The organism is Streptomyces sp. NPDC001108 (assembly GCF_053598535.1).
Genome location: NZ_JBSFKL010000002.1, coordinates 672,316 through 692,899 on the forward strand (window position 1 = coordinate 672,316; position 20,584 = coordinate 692,899).

Genomic DNA, 20,584 nt, shown 5'->3' on the forward strand with positions numbered 1-20,584 from the left:
ACGGCGGATACCGCCAGCGATGTTCGCCGGAACACTCTGTTCCTGGAGGTAAATCCTGTTCCATGTCTCATGCGCAGTTGTCCATCACTGTCAGGCGCGTGTGCCGGGAATCCCGAACACGCCGCGCGCGGCCCAAAGGAGATGTTCTTGAAGGCCCGGCGGGCACGGGGACACCCGACCGGGCTTGCTTCCCAGTCGGGTGTCCCCGTCCGCCGGAGTCAGATGCCAGCCGGCACTTCGGTCGGAATCTCGAACCAGACGTTGGCGAGGTAACTGACCTGGCTGTCGTTCAGCGCTCCCTCGAAGGCCCAGACGTCGTCGATCGTCCCCGCGAAGTAGTCGCTCGCGGTGCCCGCCAGAGTGCGGCCCACCTGCATGCCCTTGTCGGCCTGGAAGGTCAGCACGTTGTCGGCCCAGGCGACGAGGTCCTGGCAGGCGCTGTCGTCCGCCGCGCCGTCTCCGTCGCTGTCACCGCACGCCACTTCCTGGAGGACGCCGTTGACGTAGAGCCGGGCCTCCTTGGCGAAGCCGTCGTAGACCACGGCCAGGTGGTTCCAGTCGCGGACGTCGAAGAACTCCGTGTTGCCGACCTGCTTGACCGCGGCGGTCGAGCTGTTCGCGTCCGGGAGCGTCAGCTCCCAGCGCCCCAGCCCCTGCGGATCGGCCGGGTCGGGCCGGAAGCGGACGTCGAAGGCGCTCCGTTTGCTCCCTCCGGCGCTGACCACGGTCATCGGGTGGTCCGGCAGCGCGGCGGCCTGGGCCCACGCGCTCACCGTGAAGCTCGACCCGGCGTCGACCGGCATGGTCGGCACCTCCCCGTAGGAGTCGACGCCGTCCAGCTGGAGGCCCTGGTCGTCGATGGTTCCGGGGCCGGTCTTCGCTCCGCCGTACAGGTTCATCGCCGAGGACTCTCCCGAGGAGTCCGGGGTGCTCACGGGTGTACCGGCGGTCGTCTTCTCGAAGTTCCAGCGTCCCTTGAGGACCGGGCTCTGCCGGAACATCTGCTGGACCTCTCCGGCGGACAGCGGCCGGTCGTAGAGGCGGACGTCGTCAATCTGCCCGGGGAAGTACGAGTCGGGCTTCCCGTCGTACGAACCCGCCCCGATCTGGACGGGGCCTCCGGCGTACCACGTCGTGGCGGCCTTGGCCTGGCCCGCTTCGACGCCGTTGACATAAAGCGTCAGCCGGTCGACCACGGTGTCCATTACACCGACCAGGTGCACCCAGTCGCCGCCGTACGCCGTCGTCCCTTCTGGCTGCATGGCGCGGACCACGCCCGCGTCCGAGGTGTCGGCCATGTACTGGTTGAACACCCAGCGGTCGTAGGCGCTTGAGTAGTAGAGCTCGAAGCCGGGTTTGTGCGCGCTCGTCTGGCTGGCGACGATCGCCGCGTGGGTCGGCTTGGTCTTCGGCATCTTCGCCCAGGCCGACACGGTGAAGCTGCGCTGGTTGTTGATGTGGGGAGCGCCGGAGACGGCGTAGTCACCGTCCCCGTCGAGCGTGAGCGCGTTGCCGTCCACACCGCGCTGGCCGATGGCGGCGCCGCCCTGGAGCACGGCCGGATGGACGTCGGCGCGCCCGGTGATCTCCGTGGCGCCCGCCGGTTCGTCCATGGGGAACACCGCGCGGGCCGGTCGCCCCGATCCGATGGGCTGCTTGTTGTACAGGCTGGTGACCTCCGTCGCCGAGATCGGCTTGTCGAAGATCCGCACCTCGTCGATGGCGCCGGGGAAGAACGACGCCTGCTGCCCGCCGTACGAGCCGGCGCCGATCTGGAGCCCGCGACGGGCGTCCCACGGCGTGCTGTACGTGGTCGTGCCCACGAGCGTGCCCTGCACGTAGAGCTTCAGTTCCTTCGACGCCGAGCTGTAGGTACCGACCAGATGCGTCCACTGGCCGGGAGCGACCCCGCCCGGGGCGGGTGCCATGGCACGTACGGCTCCGGCAGTCGCCGTGTCGGCCGTGTACTGGTTGAAGACCCAGCGGTCGTACGCCTTGGAGTAGTACAGCTCGAAGCTCGGGCTGTAGTTGCCCGGCTGGGCGGCGATGATGGCCGCCGTGTCAGGCATCCGGGACAGATTCGCCCATGCCGAGACGGAGAACCCGGTCTCGGTGGCGACGGTGGGAATGTCGGTCACCGCGTAGTCGTCGACCCCGTCGAACGAGACCGCCGTTCCAAGGACACCGGGGACGCCCGCGGTCGCGCCTCCCTTGAGCGCGGCCACCCGTGCTCCCGCGGTCCCCTGGGCTTCAGTCGCACCGGCTTCGTCGTCCATGCGCCAGGCGGCCTTCTCCGGCTGCCCGATCTTGACGCGGAAGAAGTACGTCCGCTCCTCACTGCCGTTTCCGGCGGCGTCGAGCGACCGGACCGTGAGGAAGTTCAGCCCGGGTTCCGAGGGAAGGATCTGGATGGTCTTCTCCGCCCCGCCGGAGGTGGTCAACTCGTTCTTCGGCAGCGGAGAGCCGTTGAGGCCGTACTGGTACTTCGTGACGTCGTTCTCGGCGGCCTTGATCCGGAACGCGCCGTACTTGCCGACCCCGTCGTACCAGGGATCGTCCGGGTTCTCGGGGTCGGAGGCCGGGTAGTCGCTCGAGGTGACGGACGGGGCCTTGGGAACCGAAGTGTCGTACGTGAAGTAGCAGCCCGTGGGGTCGCCCGCGCTGGACCACGGGGAGTACTCGGCTCCGTCGTAGACCCGGACCTGCCAAGCGACCCGTTTGTTCTGCGGAATCGAACTTGGAAGGCTGATGACGAAGCTCGAACCGGACGGTTTCGATGTCGTCCGCGCCGGGTTCCAGCGGGCAATGTTGCCCTTGCCGTCCCCGGCGTCCCACGATGCCTGGAACTGGACCGAGACGTTGTCCTTGTCAGGATCCGTCACCTTGCTCGCTGTGATCGTTCCCAGCGTACGGACGCGGGCGGCCTGTTCCGGTCGCTTGCATGTCCCGCCGTACTCCATGGTGAGCTGCGACATCTTCACCTGCACCGGCGGGCGGTTGTACTTCACCCGCAGGACGGCCTTGTCCGAGAACCGCTTCCAGCCGTACTTGTCCGACTCGTCGTCTGCCTGGAGGCCGAACGTCATCGTGGACCATTTGCCGTTCGCCGCCTCCTGCACCGCGGCCTTCACGTCGAACTCCGCGTCCTTCGCGGCGCACCCGGTGAATCCGTAGGCGAAGGACTCGGTCTGCAGTTTCTTGATCCAGAACCCGGCGGCGTTCTGCGAGTTCCATGTCGTGGACGAGGAGATGTCCTTCGTGCGCCACAGCTGGACCTTGCGCGCCGAGCACGAGGCCGACCAGGTGTTGCGGACCACGAACTCGGCGGAGAGGATCGACTTGCCGGCGTAGGTCGATGTGGGGACCCGGTAGAACAGCCGCTTGGTGTCGTTGGGCGCGCAGTAGTCCCAGTTGCAGTACCCCATGCCGGCGGTGGACTCACCGTTGAACTTCCACTGCGGTGACGATGCCCAGTACTGCGAGGCCATCGTCCAGGCGGAGGCCCGGGGCGAGTACCACTGCGGGTCGATGAAGACGGGGTACGTGGTGTCGGCGCCCTTCAGCAGATCGGCGTCCGGTGTCAGAACCAGTTCGCCGCCACCGGGCGCGATCTCCACGCCTACCGGGGCCAGCCGTCCGGACTCCGTCGGCGAGACACTCTCCGAGGACTCCACCGCGGCCGACCTCGCCGAGGCCGCGCTCTTCGCCGAACTTTCCGGTGCGGCGGAACTGGAGTCCCACATCATGGGCTTCGGCGCTTCGAAGACCGCCCCCTTCGCGCCTTTGTCGACCGCTTCGAGCCCGCCCTCGGCCGTCGTGTTCACTTCCATGCCGTCGGCGGCAAGCCTCAGGCGCAGCTCGGCCAGCTCCTCGCTCTGCGCGGCCTGCGCGGACTTCACGACCAGCAGTTGGGTGAACCCGTCCTCCTGCGCCTCCATCCGCAGGTCCACACCGGGAAGAACCTCGGCGTACGTGGCGGTCGCACCGTCCAGACCCGGCGCCGGCAGCTTCCCGGGCCAGGACAGGGCCAGTTCGCGTCCGGCCTTCTTCATGCGTACCAGCGGTGTGCTGCCGCCCCCGGAGAATTCGAGGTCGACCGTGCTGGCCTTCGGGGCCACTCCGCCGTCGCCGGTCCGTGCGAGCGCGGTGTCGATCGGTTTCCACTCTCCGCCGACCCGGGTCCGGACCGGGCGCAAATGTTCCTGGGCCTCCAGGTTTCCGTCCGGCGTCGCGAAGACCTCGCGGCTCTCTCCCCGCAGGGACATCACCTCGACCGGACGCCCCTCGCGCTTCGCCCTGGCCTGGGCCGCGTCGATGCTCGATTCGGCACTTGATTCCGTGTCACCACCGGTCGGCTCCGCGGACTTCGACACCTGTGGCACGGGAGCCGCGCCCGCCTGTGGCGTCAGCGCTCCTCCCGCCACGAGGCTCAACGCGACGGCAGCCACCACCCCGGCTCCTCGTCGACCACGCAACCGTCTCCGCATAGCACCCACACCAACCTCAAGAAGATGAAGATTCCGTGAGAAGCAGGGAATCTGGGTGGACTATATGTACGGGCCACACTTCCAACCAGAGGGATGATCTATCCCATCTCGACAAAACGGGGCATGCGGTATGTGATGTGGAACACTGGCAGGTGCACGGCCAAACAGCCCTGACCGGTACGGAGGGTGGGCCGCCGGATGCTGCTCACGCCTCACGGGAAGGACGGCGCCATGAACCGCTGCCCGGTCTGCGGACTGGGCGGCGGAGGCCAACGGCGCTCACCTGGAACGAAGTTGGCCTGACCCCGCCAGCGCCGAAGCCCCGCCCGGTGCGTACCGGGCGGGGCTTCGGCAGGAGGGGGTACCCGTGTCGACCGGCCGGGCTGTGGCTGCGGACCAGCCGGACCGATCGTCAGGGCAGGGTCGACTCGATGCTCGTGCCGTCCGGGAGACCCCTGACGAGGTTCACGAGCCGCTCGTCCAACGCGCCTCGGAAGACGCGCAGTTCATCGACGGTGCCCGCGAGGAGGTCGCTGGAGGTGTCGCCGTTCAGCGTGCGGCCGACCTGGAGTGCGGTGGTGCTGAGGTCCCAGGTGTTGTCCCAGGGCAGGCGGGCGCTCTCGACGCCGTTGACGTAGAGCACCACGTCGCCGAAGGCGGCCGAGTACACGAGGGCCAGATGGTCTCCCGTGGTGCCGGTGCTGGGCAGGAAACCGTTCGCCTTCACGGTGGTGCGTGTGGCGGTGGCCGAGTCCGCGTCGGTGACCGTGAGGGTCCAACGGCCGGCGGCGGCCGAGTAGCCCACAGCGACCGCGCTGTTCCGGGCGCCGGACAGCGACATGACCGTCTGGTCCCCGGCGGGCGAGCGCGAGGCGAGCCGGGCCCGCGCGGTCAGGGTGAAGCCGTCCCGCTTGTCGAGCAACCCGGCCGCGCGGGTGGCGTAGGCGTCGGTGCCGTTGAGGACCAGGTGTCCGTCGCCCCACATCGGGTCCGGGGCAGGCACCTCGTTGCACTCCGGATCGGCCTCCGGGCTGCAACTGCCTGGTTCCGGTGTATAGATGGAAGCTCCGCCGCCGAGCGTGAGCCCGGTTCCGCCGTACATTTCCGGGGCGACGCCGCCGGGCGCGGAGTCCACGTCCCAGTAGGCGAGCTGCCGGGGCTGGAGGCCGCCCGTTTCGGCGTTCTCGGCCCCGGGCACGACCCGGTCGTGGACCTGGACGTCGGCGATGCCGCCCTTGAGGTGGGCCGTGTAGCCGTCCGGTGAGATCCTGCGGCCGATCTGCAGGTTCCCGGTGGCGTTCCACGGGTCCGGCCGCTTCGCGGTGGCCGGGACCGCCGTGCCGTTCACGTACAGCCGCATCTCGCCGGTGACGCCGTCGTAGGTGCCGGTGAGGCGCGTCCAGACGCCGGGGACCACCTTGCCGCCGGTGACCTTCCACTCACCGGTGGAGCCCTGGTCGCCGGACGGGATGCGGAACGTCCAGCCCCGGGCGGCCGCGTCGTATCCCAGCTCGAAGCCGGGCCGGTCCGTACCGTCCTGGCTGACCACGGTCTGGTCCCGCGTCGGTTCTTCGGGGAGGTTGACCCACGCGCCGACCGAGAACCCGGCGTCCGTGTCGACGATGCGCCGCCCCGCGTCCAGGTAGGCGTCCGCGGTGCCGTCGAGGGTCGCGTACGTGTCGGTCCCGCCGAGCGGTCCGGGCCGGGCGCCGAAGGTGACGCCCGTCCCCGGTACGGCGGCGGGCGAGGTGCCCGAACCGGCCGCCGAGCCGGAGCCCTTGGCGTCGCCGAGGGTCCAGCCGCCGACGGGTGCCCGGCCGTCGGAGACGAGGAAGTGGTAGGTCGTGCGCGCTCCCAGGAGGTTTCCGTCCGCGTCGACGGCCTTCACCTCCACGGACCAGGCGCTCGCGGACGTCGGCATGAACGCCACCGTCGCGGAGCCGCCCGGCGCTGCGGCGTCGACCGTGGACCAGCCGCCGTCGCCCTCGAACCGGTAGGTGTAACGGACCACGTCGGAGGACGACGAGGCGAAGGTGAAGCTTCCGTAGTCGCCGACGCCCTGGTGCCAGTTGCCGTCGTCGGGGTACTCGGCCGAGCTGACCGTCGGCGCGTCGAAGACTTCGGCGGCGCCGCTCCCGGCGGGCGCCGAGGCGGCCCGCGCGACCCCCTCGGACAGGGCCGGGAGCACCGCCCCCATGGCCAGCACGGTCGTCAGCGTCACGGCCACCAGGGGTCTTCGGCCACGCCCACGCCCTTGTCCGTCAGGTCTGTTCACGAGCACACGCACCACACCACTCCACTCCAATTCGCCGATTCCCGACAGCGCACAACAGAGCCGCATGCAACAACGCCCTCATGATCTTGTCAAGGACATGTCCGTCATGTGCTGCTGAACGGGAGTGGATCCGGTGGATCCGCCTATGCGTCGAAAACGAACATGATCTTCCGGTCGTCCAGGTATCTGATGGCGGTCTCGTGACCCGGCCGGAGCAGGGGGAAGCGGCGGGCCGGGATGGTGTCGCGGCCTTCCACCGTCTTCTTCTCACCGTCCTCCTGCCAGGAGAGGCGGTAGGCGATCTCGAAGCTTCCGGCGTCGTTGGTGCCGATGTGGCGGATGTCCTCCACCAGAGCCCGGACGTCCCGGCCGTGCCACCGGATGTCGTGGTCGCGCTTGAAGAGGGTGGCCAGGTAGCCGACGAAGCCCACGGCTATGACGGCGGAGATGAGGAAGGCGACGATCACGGAACTCCCCTTGCGGCGGCGACGGGTGCGGCGGCGCGGTGCGGCGGCGCCCGTTGGTGCTGCCCCGAAGATACGACCGGGCCCACCCCCGGTGTTCCGGTGGGTGGGCGGGCCGGGGGTGTGGGGTGCGGGGTGTGGGTTACGCCTCGGTCACCGCCGTGGCGCGCCACGGGGCCAGGCGCTGGACGTCGCGGGCGGTCTCGGTGACGCCGGAGAGGAAGCCGTGGGCGCGCGGGGAGGCGGTGTCGCGGAGCCATTCGGGGGCGATGTCGCAGACGGCGACCTTCACCTCGGTTCCGGCGAGGGCCAGGGGGAGGGTGTGGACGACGGTGGAGGGGAAGCTGAGGACCGTGCGGCCGATGGGGCCGCGGCGGGCGATGAGTTCCAGGGGGAGGTCGGGGCGGACGATCTCCAGTCCGGTGGCGGCCTCCAGGGCGTGGAGCTTGTCGGTGGATTCGCGGCGGTGGGCGAAGTAGCGGGTGGCCTGGTGGGTGCGGGCCAGGGCGCCCACCGCCTCCAGGTAGCGGTCCTGGTCGACGACGCCCGTCTCGACCAGCGAGGTGCCCACCAGGTCGGCGCCCCTGGTCAGCCGGGGCGGGCCGAAGCGGGCCCGGGTCCAGGCGAAGGTGTTGGAGGTGACGGTCACGCCGGGCGGGGCCTCGACCGGCATGGCCGTGAAGACCTCGACCGTACGGTCGGCGGACGGGGTGAACCGGCTGCGGGCACGGGCGGTGACCGGGGCCAGGACCAGTTCGCGCGGGCCCTTGCTGCCCTTGCGGTGCCAGCGCACCAGGCGTTCGCCGCGGGCGAGCTGGGCGACGAACTCCATGGTGGCGGTGCCGTCGTCGACCACGGTGAGGTGGCGGGCCCGGACCAGGGTGAGCAGCAGTTGCACGTACCGGGAGAACGGGTCGCCGATCACGACGTGCCGGGCCCGGCGGACGAGTCCGGACAGGTCGCGCAGGCTCTTCAGAGGGGCGCCCGCTCCGCCGCGCGCCTCCTGCCAGCGGACGGTGATGCCCTCGTCGCGGGCCAGCTCCGCCATCCGGCGCAGCTGGCCGCGCGACATCGGGTCGACCGGGGGGAGGACGACGACCGTGATGTCGGTGAGGACCCGGTCGTCGCCTCCCTCTGCGTAGGCCCACTCCAGGACGTTCAGGAGCTGGACCGGGCTCTCGACGAGGGCGAGGTTCACCGGTCGGCCCGTCAGACCGCGACCGGCTCGGCGGCCGGGGCCGCCTCGCTCTCGGCGACGACGCCGGTGACCCGGCGGAGCTTCTTCATCGGGCCGAGCTCGGACTCGTACACCTTCTTGACGCCGTCGCCGAGCGACTGCTCGATGGTGCGGATGTCGCGGACCAGGCGGGTCAGACCCTGCGGCTCGACGGAGGCGGCCTGGTCGGAGCCCCACATGGCGCGGTCGAGGGTGATGTGGCGCTCGACGAAGGTGGCGCCGAGGGCGACGGCGGCGAGGGTGGTCTGGAGGCCGGTCTCGTGACCGCTGTAGCCGATCGGGACGTTGGGGTACTCCTGCTGGAGGGTGTTGATGACCCGCAGGTTCAGTTCCTCGGCCTTGGCCGGGTACGTCGACGTGGCGTGGCAGAGCAGGATGTTGTCCGAGCCGAGCACCTCGACCGCGTGGCGGATCTGCTTCGGGGTGGACATGCCGGTGGAGAGGATGATCGTGCGGCCGGTGGCGCGCAGGGCGCGCAGCAGTTCGTCGTCGGTGAGCGAGGCGGAGGCGACCTTGTGGGCGGGGACGTCGAACTTCTCCAGGAAGGCGACGGCCTCGGTGTCCCACGGGGAGGCGAACCAGTCGATGCCGCGCTCGGCGCAGTGCTCGGAGATGGCGCGGTACTCCTCCTCGCCGAACTCGACGCGGTGGCGGTAGTCGATGTACGTCATCCGGCCCCAGGGGGTGTCGCGCTCGATGTCCCACTGGTCGCGCGGGGTGCAGATCTCCGGGGTGCGCTTCTGGAACTTGACGGCGTCGCAGCCGGCTTCGGCGGCGATGTCGATCAGGGCGAGGGCGTTGCTGAGGTCGCCGTTGTGGTTGATGCCGATCTCACCGGTGATGTAGACGCGGTGGCCGGGGCCGGCGGTGCGGGTACCGAAGGTGCGCAGACGGGAGGTGCTCATGAGATGTGCTTCCTTAGCTGGGACGGTGTGCCGGGTGCGGGAGTCCCGGGTCACTCGGGGGACTTGGCGGTCGTGGTGGTCGTGAGGGTGGGGCCGAGCAGCCAGGCCGCGATCTCGCGGATGGCGCCGAAGCCGCCGGGGGTGGTCGTGACGGCGCGGGCGGCCGCCCGGACCGCGTCGTGGGCCCCGGCGACCGCGACGGGCCAGCCGGCCAGCGCGAAGCAGGGCAGGTCGTTGACGTCGTTGCCCACGTAGAGGACACGTTCGGGCGCGACGGAGTGTTCGTCGCACCACTGCTTGAGTGCCAGGTCCTTGCGGTCGATGCCGTGCAGGACCGGGACGCGGAGTTTGTGGGCGCGGGCGGCGACGACCGGGTTCTGCTCGGTGGAGAGGATCAGCAGCGGCAGGCCGGCCTTGCGCAGGGCGGCGATGCCGAGGCCGTCGCCCCGGTGGACGGCGACGGTCTCGCGGCCGTCGGAGTCGATGAACACCCGGTCGTCGGTCTGGGTGCCGTCGAAGTCGAGGACGACCGCGTCGACGTCGTCGAGGGTGGGCAGCGGGGCCGGGTCGAGCAGCGGGGCCAGGGCGCGGGCGCGGTCGAGGTCGTGCGGGTCGTCGATCTCCAGGACCCGGGCGGCGTCGGTGCGGACCAGGGCGGTGTGGCCGAAGAAGCGGTGGCGGTGGGTGCGGAAGCCCTGGACGTCCATGGCGTACGCGGCGCCGGTCTCCAGGAGGTCCACGGGGCGGTCCTGGCGCATCTGCCGTACGGACTTGTCGTGGTTGACGCCGTAGTTGCCCTCCTCGATCGCGTTGCCGTCGCGCCAGAGGAAGCCGTGGAAGGGGGCGACGGTGACGGCGGTGTCGGCGCCGTCCCGGGCGACCGCGGCGGCCACCCCGTCGATGTCGTCGGGCCGGAGGAAGGGGCTGGTGCACTGGACGAGCAGCACCACGTCGGCCCGGCGGTCGCCGTCGGCCTCGTACGCGTCGAGTGCGTGGAGCACCGCGTCCTCGCTGCTGGCCCTGTCCCCGGCGATGGCGGCGGGGCGCTGGACGACGTGCAGCCGGGCGGGGGTGGCGGACGCGTCCCCGGCGGCGCGGGCGGCGTCGGCGATGGCCGCGTCGTCGGTGGTGACGACGACGTCGGTGACCTCGTGGGAGGCGAGGCAGGCGCGCACCGCGCGGGCGACCAGCGGTACGCCGCCGACCTGGGCGAGGTTCTTGGCCGGTACGCCCTTGGATCCGCCGCGGGCGGGGATCACGGCGAGCACGGTGGGGGTCGGGGTCATCTCTGCTCCTGAGGTGGTGTTCACAGCTCGCCCATCCGTCGGATCACCGGGGCGACCCGCTGGACGCCCTGCCGGTAGGCGCCGCGTGCCGCGTCCCGGACCGCCTCGCGGACCGCGCCGCGGACCCGCCCGGTCTCGCGCGGCCGTCCGGCGCCCGGCAGCGGGTGTCCGTCGGGGGCGAGGTGGTGGCGGGCGAGGATGCCGGGGAGGTAGCCGGGGGCGGTGGCGGGCGTGTAGTAGGGCGCGAGGGCGGGCAGCGGTCCGGCGGCGAGCAGGGCGTCGACGCGGGCGCGGGCGTGGTCGTAGGCGGTGGCGTACGTGCCGTCGGCGGCGACGCCCTGGCCGGCGAGCCAGTCGGGGTCGGGTTCGGGGCGCAGGCCGCCGTCGAGGTGGTCCCAGGAGGTGAGCAGGCCGGAGCCGACGAAGTGGTGGTTGCCCAGGGCCTCGCGGACGCCGAGGTCGGTGAGGATCGCGGTCGGGATCCGCCGGTGCAGGGACTCCAGCGCGGCGGTCGATGAGACGGTGACCAGGAGGTCGGTACGGTCCAGGACCTCGCCCATGTGCCCGTAGACCAGGCGGAAGTTGGGCGGGAGGCCGCCGGGCAGCTTCTCGGCGAGCCGCTGGTACGGGAGTTCCTCGATGTGCGTGGTGTGCTCGCCGGGCTTGGAGCGCAGCTTGAGCAGGACCTCGCGGTTCGGGTGCAGCCTGGCGTGCTCGACGAGCCTGCGCAGCAGGTACGTGCGGTCCGCGCGGGAGGCCGGCACGGAGGGCTGGGCGGCGAAGACGACGGTGTCGCGGCCGGGCCGGGGGGTGTGCGGGGCGCCGCCGAGGAAGGGCAGGGCGGCTTCGGTGACGGCCGAGGCGTCGGCGCCGACCCCCTCGTACACGGCACGGAAGCGGTTCGCGTCGTGGCGGGAGTTGGCCAGGACGATGTCCGCGCCGTGCCGCAGCAGCAGCCCGTCGGCGAGCTTCTCGTAGACGACGCCGACGTAGCCGGTGACGACGGCCGGCCGGGACTCCAGCCGCAGGGCGGCGAGGCCGTGCAGCATCGCCTGGACGCCGCCGCCGACGAGGGCCAGGACGACGACGTCGTACCCCTCGTCCCGCACGGTGTGCAGGAACTCGACGGCCGTCACCTCGCGCACCCGGGCGGTCTCGATGCCGACGTCGCCGACCTCGGCGAGCTGGCGCGGGGTCGGGGTGGCCCGGCCGCGCAGCAGCAGTCCGGTGATCTCGACGCGTCGCGCCGGATCGCCCGCGGTGAGGCGGCGCGCGGTGAGCGCGCCCCATTTCCACCGGGTGTCGGAGTCGGCGAGCACGGCTACCCGGAGGGCGGTCGTCTTTTCGGTACGTGGGGGCACGTCCCAGACGCTAGGAAGCCATTTCGATTCGCGGCCCAACGTCACGGCAACAGCTGGTTAACAGCCCGACGACGCTCGGCGAATCGCCCTCACAAAGAGGACACCGATCCCCCCGCTCCGGCCCGGTTCATCATTCCGACATTCGTCGTTCACCCGTCGTCCTTCCCGGGGTCAGGGCAAATGACGGGCCCGCTCCTAGCGTGGCGGGGTGGTTAAGCTCTCGGTCATCGTGCCGTTCTACAACGTGCGGGCATACGCCCCCGACACTTTGCGAAGTCTGCGGGCGAATGCCCGCGAGGACTTCGAATTCATCCTGGTCGACGACTGTTCGACCGACGGGACCGCGGACGTCCTGCGCCGCGCCGAGGACGAGATCGAGGGGGTGGTCATCCGCAGACACGAGCACAACGGCGGGCTGGCCACCGCCCGCAACACCGGTCTGGACGCGGCGCGCGGAGAGTACCTCGCGTTCCTGGACGGCGACGACTGGACCGCCCCCGGCTACTACGCCGAACTCCTCGCCCGAACAGAGGAGTTGGGGTGCGACTTCGTACGGACGGACCATGTCCAGGTCGAGTCCCGCGCCCGTACCGTGCACCGGGTCCCGCACGGCCGGCGCGACGAGGTGATGGACCCGAGGGAGGCGATCCTGCCCGCCGCACGGACCACCTCGGTCGACTACCCGTACGCCTGGGCCGGGCTGTACCACCGGCGCCTGCTGGACCGCGGGCTGCTGCATTTCACGGACGGGCTGCGCACCGCGGAGGACCGTCCGTGGATCTGGCGGCTGCACCGCGAGGCGGATTCCTTCGCGGTCCTCGGACTTCTCGGGATCTTCTACCGGCGGGGTGTCGCCTCTTCGCTCACGCAGATCGGCGACGTACGCCAGTTGGATTTCATCCGCTCATTCGACCAGGTCATCCGGGAAACCGCCGAGGACCGTGACGCGAAATCGCTTCTCCCGAAAGCGGTCCGCACCTATTGCGCGATCATTTTCCACCATGTGAACTCGATCGAAAGGTTCGAACCCGACGTGGCCCGCACGCTGAAATCGATGAGCGGCGCGGCGCTGAGGCGCATGCCGCAGCAGGTGCTCGACGAGGCCCTCGACTCGATGGACGTGGAACGCGCCACCCTGCTGCGCCGGCTGCGGCGCCGCCCGGCCGGCAAGGGGGTGACGGCCGCGTGAACGCCTCCCGGTCCCGTACCACCCGGATCTTCCTCGCCTCCACGCTCTACGGCACCGCCACCCTGGCCGCGGCGCTCGACGCGGGCTGCTTCCCGGACGCCGACCGCCGCATCCTGCTCGTCGCGAACAACGCCGCCGTGCCGGAGACGACCCCCGCCCTCGACACGATGCCGGGCTTCGACGCGCTGCGCGGCCGCTTCGACGACGTGGTGTCGTGGAACACCACGATCGCCCCGTTCCACCCGGGCGGCTGGGAGCCGCGCCCCGACGACGTACCGCTGTGGGAGCGCCATCTGCGCCTCGCCTGGGGACTGGGTGAGGACCGGGTCGAGCTGGCGGTGGAGTCGATCCAGGTCAACCCGGCGCAGGCGGTCGCGCAGATCTTCACCGGCGCCCCGATCGACGTGTACGCGGACGGGCTGATGAGCTACGGCCCCACCCGCAACAAGCTCGATCCGCTGATCGGCACCCGGGTGCGCCGGCTGCTCCATCTGGACCTGGTGCCGGGGCTGCGGCCGCTGCTGCTCACCGAGTTCGGGGTGGCGCCGCAGGTCGTGCCGACAGAGGCGTTCCGGAAGGTGCTCGCCGAGCTGGCGGACGCCCCGGGGGCCGGGTACGGCACCGGGAGCGGGCTGCCGGACGGGCCGGGGCCCGCGCTCCTGCTCGGCCAGTACCTCTCGGCGCTGGGGCTGATCAGCGCGGCCGAGGAGGAGGGACTGCACCTGCGGATGATGCGCGGCGCGGTCGCACTCGGCCACACCCGGCTGGTCTTCAAGCCGCACCCGACGGCCCCGGCGCGGTGGTCGGACGCGCTCCGCGAGGAGGCGGGGCGGCTCGGCGCCGAACTGACGGTCCTGGACGAGGAGGTGCTGCCCGCGCCGGTCCTGGCCGAGGTGCTGTACCTGCGGATGCGGCCCGCGCTGGTGGTGGGCTGCTTCTCGACGGCGCTGCTGACCGCCTCCGCGTTCTACGGGCTGCCGGTCGCCCGGGTCGGCACGGAGCTGCTGCTGGACCGGCTGGCCCCGTACGAGAACAGCAACCGGGTGCCGGTGACGCTGGTGGACGCGCTGGTCCCGGAGGTGACGGACCGGGACGCCGTCGAGCGGGCGGCGGCGGGCGACGGACCGGCGGACGACACCCCGGACGGGCTGACCGAGCTGGTCACCGCGGTCGGTTTCGCGATGCAGCCGAAGATCTACCCGGAGCTCCGCCCGGCCGCCGAACGCTATCTGGCCGCCCACCTCTCGGACGCGACCTGGCGGTACTTCAAGCGCCGGCGGCTGACGTCACTGGCCCTCCCGGGCGCGGTCCCGGCCCAGCTCGCCTTCCTCCCCCGCAACGCGATGGTGCGCCGGGTGGCCCGCACGGTGCGGCGGCGGGTGGTGCGCCGCTGAGAGGACCGGACGGACGAGGGAGCGGGTTCCGGTCGGCACGGGGTGTCCGGCCGAACCCCTCACGCTTCCTCGCGCACGGGAGCACGGGGCGGGGCCGGACACCACACGTCCGGCCCCGCCCCGCCCCCGCTCCCGGTGCCGTCAGAAGGCGGCGCCGCCGAGGATTACCCGCAGGTCGGCCGCGTTGGCCTCGGTGACCTTCCACAGCTCCCGCTGGCGGGCGTGGACGTCGGCGACGGTCGCCGTGTGGTCGTCGAGGAGTCCGGCGGCGCGCTCCACGAGGCGGGCGCCGAGGTGCCGGTCGTGGACGGAGATGCCCCACTCGGGGCGGTCGATGTCGGCGAGGAAGTACGCCATCTTCGGGTGGGAGATCAGGCTGATGATCGGCGTCCCGCAGCCGAACGGGATCATCCCGGCGTGCCCGCGCATCCCGATGACCAGCTTCGTCCGGGCGTAGGTGTCCCGGATCGCGTCGTTGTCGAAGTCGTACATCGGGATCACCGGCAGCGAGATCCCGTGCTCGCGCCGCAGGTCGAAGGCGATCCGCTCGTCGTCCAGCGAGTGGGCGACGCACTTCACCTCGGCGTGTTCGCCGAGCCCGCGCACGGCGGTCGCCATCTCGCGCAGGAAGTGGTCGTAGTCGTGGCCGAAGCGGAGCCCGGCCCGGTCGTACGCGGCGTTGACCAGCACGGTGTCCTCGCGCCGGTCCGGGTCGGTCCAGCCGTCGACCAACTGCCGGGTGACCGTGGTCGGGCAGGGCTGGAAGCGCACCTTGTCGTGGAGCCGGGCGGGCAGCAGGGCGCGGACCTTCTCGATGGAGCCGTGGTTGCGCAGCCCGAAGAACGAGGCCCGCTCGACGAGGGTGCGCAGGCTGGCGAGGAAGGTCTCGCGGCCGTGCCCGTACGCCTGGCCGTCGAAGGCGTTGAAGCCGACCGCGTACACCATGACCGGTACGTCGATCCGGTCGAGCAGCTTCCCGGGGACGTTCCACTGCCAGCCGCTGTTGCCGTTGGGCGCGGTGTCCGGGATGAAGAGGCCGCCGCCGCCGATGACCAGGCCCCGGCGCTGGTTGACCCGCGCCAGGGCGGCCTCGTCGAAGAGCCGGTGGGCGTGGACGGAGTGCCAGCGCCTGGGGCCGGTGTCCCGGCCGAAGGCCAGCCGGACGCTCTCGGGCAGCAGCTTGTCCCCGGCGTTGCCCTGGCGCTCCATGTAGAAGGCGACATGGGCGAGCTGGTCGGCGGCGGGGCCCTCCACGGGCGGGGTGGCGTCCGCGGTACGCAGGTGCATCAGCCGGTTGGCCCGGTGCGTGGGGTCGACGGAGAGGCCCTTCAGGGCGTACGCGGCGGCCTCCTCGTCGTCGCCGTGGATCCAGGAGATCTGGGCGAGCCGGGCGAAGGCGGTCGCGGCCCGGTTGGGGGCGGCGGTGGCGAGCAGCAGCCGGGCGCGGGCCTCCTCGTAGCGGGAGACGCTCATCAGGGCGTGGCCGAGGACCTCGTGCGGCCAGGACTCGTCGACCGGGATGGTGACCCGGCCCAGCAGGTCGGCGGCCTCCTGGTACTCGCCGGCCGCGATGTGGGCGGCGGCGACCTTGCGGGCGGCCTCGACCGAGCCGGTGCGGGCCACGTGCGGGGTGCCGTAGTGGACCAGCAGGTCGTGGTGCTTGGCGCCGGGCAGCTCAAGGTAGGCGGCGTGGAAGTCGGCGTCGGACAGTTCGAAGTCGCGCCAGCGGGCCTCCGCCTCGCCGTACCCGGCCTCGCCGCCCTGCCAGGGCTTGTGGCGCCCGGTGAAGTGCAGGATCGCGGTGGACTCGGGGACCGGGAGGTCGCCGGAGAGTCGCCGCTTGACGAAGTTGTAGCGGGAGTCGAGCTGGACGAAGTCGCCGTCGAGCACGGCGTTGAGGATGCCCTGGTCGTGCTTGTCCAGCTCGTACGTGCCGGCCCGGCCGACCTCGTCGATCCGGGCGCAGAACGCGTCGCTCAGGAACTCCCGCTGGATGACGAGGAGTCCGCTGTTGAGTTTGTGCTGCCCGTAGAAGAACTGCGGTACGGCGGCCAGTCCGTCGCGCAGGGCCAGCAGTTCGCCGAGGTCGCCGAGGACCACCATGTCGGTGTCCAGGGTGATCACGGTGTCGTAGTCGCGGACCTTGAAGATGTCGAGGATGAAGTACGCCTTGCGGACCAGGTAGTTGTCCTGGTCGCCCTTGGCGTAGGAGTCGTAGTGGTCGGCGTCCACGCGGCGGAAGTCGACGCGCGGGTGCAGGGCCCGGATCCGCGCGACGGAGGCCGGGCGCAGTCCGTCGTGCAGGACGAGGAAGTCCTCGCAGACGTTCGGGTTGGACAGGGCCAGGCTGCGCAGCAGGGCGAGGAAGCCGGGGAGGTAGTTCTCGTCGACGAAGCTGGCGAAGGCGATCCTGCGCTTGCCGGTGAGTGGGTTGGCGGTCGCGGACGGGGCGGGGAGGGCCGCCGCGGACGGGGGTGTGGCGGTCGTCGTCATCGCAGTCGGATCCTCATGTCGGTGACGTCCTGGGCCCGTTCCATGACCCACGCCTTCTCGCTGGTGTATTCGTGCACGGAGGTGATGGGCATCTTCATCGCGTCGGCCAGGCGGTAGGCGCCGCTCTCGTAGAAGTCGAAGCCGATCAGGTCGATCCGGCTGCTGACGTCGAGGTGGTCGAGGAGCCACAGCATGTTGAAGCCGCTGGTGGGGATGGCGGGCCAGACGTCGGTGCCGACCCGGCCGAGGTCGCGCAGCGGCCAGCGCAGCGACTCGTCGCCCAGGTACTCCTGGGCGCCGGGGACCAGGCGGTTGCGCAGGGAGTGCTTCCAGTCGTTGGCGAGTCCGCCGAAGACCAGCCGGGTGTGCACCTTCTGGTCCCAGTTGAAGCCGTGCTTGTGGATGGTGGCGTGGATGTCGGTGCGCCGCCCGGTGGCCGCCGGGTCGATCCGGTACGAGTTGAAGCGGACGACCAGGTCGTAGTCGTCGATCTCCTCGCCCATCGAACTGGTTCCGACGCGCTGGGAGTTGGCTATCAGGCAGATCGTCTTTCCGGCGATCCGGTTGCGGAACTCACCGACGGTGGTCCAGGTGACGCCGCCGAAGGTGGGGTCCGGGACCGGGCCGCGCATCCGGTTGCGGCGCTGTTCGGCGTAGAGGCCGGCGAGCACGGTGATCCGGGCGAGGGCCGCCGGGTCCGTGCCGGCCGTCTCCAGGGCGAGGGCCAGGTACTGGCCGGCGGCCTCCTGGATCTCCTGGACCGGGGCGCCGGACCGCTCCTGGGCGAGCAGGGCGCCGACGAGGCGGGGTTCGGCCCCGGCCAGGTCGCCCCGGGCGTGGCGGGCGAGCCCCTCGGCCCAGGACTCGGTGACGGGCCGGTCGGCGTACTCGGCGGCGGCCGGGCAGTCGCGTTCCAGGCGGCGCAGCAGCTCGTCCTGGCGCTCCCCACCGGCCCGGATCCCGGCGATCCGGTTGGCGACGCCGAAGCCGTCGTCCTTGGTGAAGGAGAGGTAGCGCTCGTACGCCTCGACGGCGGCGGCCTCCGCGCCCATCGCCTCCAGTGTCCTGGCCCGCAGCCGCCAGCCGGCCCGGGAGCCCTTGCGCTGGGTGAGGACGGTGTCGGCGATGCGCAGGGCGAGCTTCAGCTCGTCCTCGTAACCGCAGTCCAGGGCCTTGTTGCCGACCGTGAGCAGCGGGTCGACCAGGGCGTCGGGGAGGGCCGCGGAGCCGCTGCCCGGTTTTCCGGTGCGCCGGATCAGCGCGAGGGCGGAGGCGGCGGCCGGGGCGGGTGCGGCGGCGGGCTGGGCGGCGTACGTGGCGAGCAGCTGGCGCAGCGCCTCGGCGAGGGCGGTGCGCCGGCGGTCGAGCCCCGCGACCAGCTTGGTGCTGTGCGCGGCACAGGCGCGCAGACACACCTCCACATCGGTCGGGTCGACGGAGGCGTGCCGGACGGCGACGCTCTCCGCGTCGGCCGCCTCGCGCTGCCGTGGCGGGCGGGTGCGGGCTTCTCTCATGGCGCTCCAAGCGTCTGGTGCCCGTGGGGGGAGGGGCGGTCCGGGCGTACGGTCACGTCACCGGGCGCGCGCCGAGGGGGTGTCCGGCGAACGAGTGCGACGCCGCAGGCATGCGTCGGACACTCCCGGGGCGCATCCGGCCCGGGCGGGCGGATGCGCGGCGCGCTGGATCGGTTCCGGGCCACGCTAGGAAAGCTGAACGGCCTCCGGATGAACTCGCCCTGTCGGAAAGGAAAACGGCGCACCGACCCCGCAGGTCGGGGCCCTGTCGACGCGGTGAGCGGCGCGCTCCGGCACTTGCGACGATCGGTCGCGGCCCGTCCGCGCGGGCCGGGCCGGTGCCCCGCGCCCCGGGGGTCGCGTGCGCGGTGCGGACGGCGGTGCCGGGCGGGCGGGGGCGTCGCGGGGCCGGTGCCGTGCGCGGCCCGGTCCGGGTTCGCCCCGGTCACACGCCGCTGAGCGAAAGCTTCACCGCGAACCCGAGGAAGAGCAGCCCGGCCGCCGAGGTCGCCCCGGCCGAGAGACGCTTGCGGCGGCGGAAGGCGGCGGCGAGCCGGGTGCCCCCGAAGATCAGCGCGGAGAGGTAGAGGAAGCTGGCGATCTGGAGCAGGGTGCCCAGTACCAGGAAGGAGAGCGCCGGATAGGCGTACGCGGGGTCGACGAACTGGATGAAGAAGGAGATCAGGAAGAGGATCGCCTTCGGGTTGACGAGGCTGACCACGAGCGCCCGCCGGTAGGGCCGCTCCGTCGACGCGGTCTCCTCCCCCGCCTCCTCGGACAGCTCGGCCACCCGCCGGTGCCGCTCGCGCCACATGGTCAGCGCGGTGCGCAGCATGCCGATGGCCAGCCAGGTGAGGTAGGCCGCGCCGGCGTACTTGACGACGGCGAAGAGCACCGGCGTCGTCCGCAGCAGCGAGGAGGCGCCGAGCGCGGACAGCGTCATCAGCACGGTGTCCCCGGTCCACACCCCGGCGGCCGCCGCGTACCCGGTGCGCACCCCGCGCCGGGCGGCGACGGAGAGCACGTACAGCGAGTTCGGCCCGGGCAGCAGAACGATCAGCACCAGGCCGGCGAGGTAGGTCGGAAGGTCGATGACACCCAGCATGGGACGGAGTGTCGCACGCCCGCGCACGCCCCCTCGTGCGAGGGGTCCGGTTCCCCGTTTCGAGGGTGTCCGCTGGCACGGCGTGCCGGCCCCACGACCTCGCCGACCGCTCAGGTACGCCGGACAGCGGTCACGAGCAGAGTGTCCGCGCCGCGAGCCGTACTGTCGTCCGGCGGCATCCTGTCGACGCCGATCCCGGTGAACCCGGACGCGGCCAGCAGCTCCGTCCAGACGTGCTCCTGGAGCACCCAGCGGCGCATCGTCGTCTCCTCCCCCTCCGGGGTTCGTGCCGGGATGTCGGCGGGTACGGCGCCGGGTTGCGCGGGTGCGCCGCCCAGGTAGTGGCCCAGCGTGGAGAAGACCAGCCTCCCTCCGGGACGCAGCGCGGCCGCCGCTGCCGGGAGCAGTTCGGACGGATCGGTGAAGTCGAGCGCGCCGAAGACGCTGTACAGCACGTCGTAGGTGTCGGCCGCCGTCCGCGCGTGCTCCAGCGCGTCGGACCGGACGATGCGCAGACGCGGCGCGAGGCGGCCGAACAGGTCGTCCGCCATGGCGCACTGCGCGGGCGAGGCATCGACGGCATCGACCCGGGCGGGGGCGCGATGGACGGCGAGGTGGGCGGCGTGCCGGGCGGATCCTGCACCGAGGTCGCCGACGACCTTGCCCGTCAGGTCGCCCAGGATCTCGGGGCCGGGCCCCCCGTCCTGCCCCCAGAGCCACTGAAAGGTGTCCGGCACCGTGCGGTCCCGCTCGGCACGGACACGGCCGTAGCGGTGCCAGAGGTCTGCGGTGGTGGGCGTCACCCGCACCATCCTGGCGCGCGCGGCCCGGGAGCGGGCCGGCTCCGGGACATCCGACCCGCACGCCCGCGCAC

General features: G+C 71.7%; 13 protein-coding genes. 2 read left to right on the forward strand and 11 right to left on the reverse strand.

The window, feature by feature from the left end; genetic code table 11:
- Positions 1 to 218: 218 nt before the first annotated feature.
- From ACWC97_RS07825 to ACWC97_RS07855, 7 genes are all read right to left on the reverse strand, one after another.
- On the reverse strand, positions 219 to 4,487 hold the full coding sequence (locus ACWC97_RS07825) for a LamG-like jellyroll fold domain-containing protein (protein WP_450648038.1): 4,269 nt from the start codon (positions 4,485 to 4,487) through the stop codon (positions 219 to 221).
- Between the two features lie 412 nt (positions 4,488 to 4,899).
- Positions 4,900 to 6,708, reverse strand: a complete 1,809-nt coding sequence (locus ACWC97_RS07830; RefSeq protein WP_450648040.1) for a LamG-like jellyroll fold domain-containing protein — start codon at positions 6,706 to 6,708, stop codon at positions 4,900 to 4,902.
- A 197-nt stretch (positions 6,709 to 6,905) separates the two neighbouring features.
- On the reverse strand, positions 6,906 to 7,229 hold the full coding sequence (locus ACWC97_RS07835; RefSeq protein WP_450648042.1) for a hypothetical protein: 324 nt from the start codon (positions 7,227 to 7,229) through the stop codon (positions 6,906 to 6,908).
- Between the two features lie 139 nt (positions 7,230 to 7,368).
- Entirely contained in the window at positions 7,369 to 8,424 is a 1,056-nt protein-coding gene (locus ACWC97_RS07840; protein WP_352273506.1) for a hypothetical protein, read from the reverse strand.
- An 11-nt stretch (positions 8,425 to 8,435) separates the two neighbouring features.
- Positions 8,436 to 9,368 carry an N-acetylneuraminate synthase family protein gene (locus ACWC97_RS07845; RefSeq protein WP_450648044.1) on the reverse strand — a complete coding sequence of 311 codons (933 nt, stop codon included), beginning with the start codon at positions 9,366 to 9,368 and terminating at the stop codon, positions 8,436 to 8,438.
- A gap of 50 nt (positions 9,369 to 9,418) precedes the next feature.
- Complete coding sequence (locus ACWC97_RS07850) at positions 9,419 to 10,654, reverse strand: cytidylyltransferase domain-containing protein (protein WP_450648045.1); 1,236 nt, start codon at positions 10,652 to 10,654, stop codon at positions 9,419 to 9,421.
- Positions 10,655 to 10,674: 20 nt separating this feature from the next.
- Positions 10,675 to 12,015 (reverse strand): DUF6716 putative glycosyltransferase, encoded by a 1,341-nt coding sequence (locus tag ACWC97_RS07855; protein ID WP_450648047.1) that lies wholly within the window; start codon positions 12,013 to 12,015, stop codon positions 10,675 to 10,677.
- Between the two features lie 208 nt (positions 12,016 to 12,223).
- Between ACWC97_RS07855 and ACWC97_RS07860 the strand changes: the two genes are divergently transcribed.
- Together ACWC97_RS07860 and ACWC97_RS07865 are read left to right on the forward strand one after the other, a co-directional pair.
- Positions 12,224 to 13,204, forward strand: coding sequence for a glycosyltransferase family 2 protein (locus ACWC97_RS07860; RefSeq protein ID WP_450648049.1), 981 nt, complete (start codon positions 12,224 to 12,226; stop codon positions 13,202 to 13,204).
- Entirely contained in the window at positions 13,201 to 14,598 is a 1,398-nt protein-coding gene (locus ACWC97_RS07865; RefSeq protein WP_352273511.1) for a polysialyltransferase family glycosyltransferase, read from the forward strand. Before ACWC97_RS07860 ends, ACWC97_RS07865 begins: the two co-directional genes overlap by 4 nt.
- A 141-nt stretch (positions 14,599 to 14,739) precedes the next feature.
- Here ACWC97_RS07865 and ACWC97_RS07870 read toward each other — a convergent pair whose 3' ends face one another.
- The 4 genes from ACWC97_RS07870 to ACWC97_RS07885 all read right to left on the reverse strand — a co-directional run bounded on the left by ACWC97_RS07870 (position 14,740) and on the right by ACWC97_RS07885 (position 20,522).
- The gene (locus ACWC97_RS07870; protein WP_450648051.1) at positions 14,740 to 17,091 is read right to left on the reverse strand and encodes a glycosyltransferase; all 2,352 of its coding nucleotides are present in this window, start codon (positions 17,089 to 17,091) and stop codon (positions 14,740 to 14,742) included.
- On the reverse strand, positions 17,088 to 18,605 hold the full coding sequence (locus tag ACWC97_RS07875; RefSeq protein WP_392279142.1) for a hypothetical protein: 1,518 nt from the start codon (positions 18,603 to 18,605) through the stop codon (positions 17,088 to 17,090). Before ACWC97_RS07875 ends, ACWC97_RS07870 begins: the two co-directional genes overlap by 4 nt.
- A 445-nt stretch (positions 18,606 to 19,050) precedes the next feature.
- The gene (gene leuE, locus ACWC97_RS07880) at positions 19,051 to 19,710 is read right to left on the reverse strand and encodes a leucine efflux protein LeuE (protein WP_450648053.1); all 660 of its coding nucleotides are present in this window, start codon (positions 19,708 to 19,710) and stop codon (positions 19,051 to 19,053) included.
- Positions 19,711 to 19,820: 110 nt separating this feature from the next.
- Positions 19,821 to 20,522, reverse strand: a complete 702-nt coding sequence (locus ACWC97_RS07885; RefSeq protein ID WP_450648055.1) for a class I SAM-dependent methyltransferase — start codon at positions 20,520 to 20,522, stop codon at positions 19,821 to 19,823.
- Positions 20,523 to 20,584: the final 62 nt, after the last annotated feature.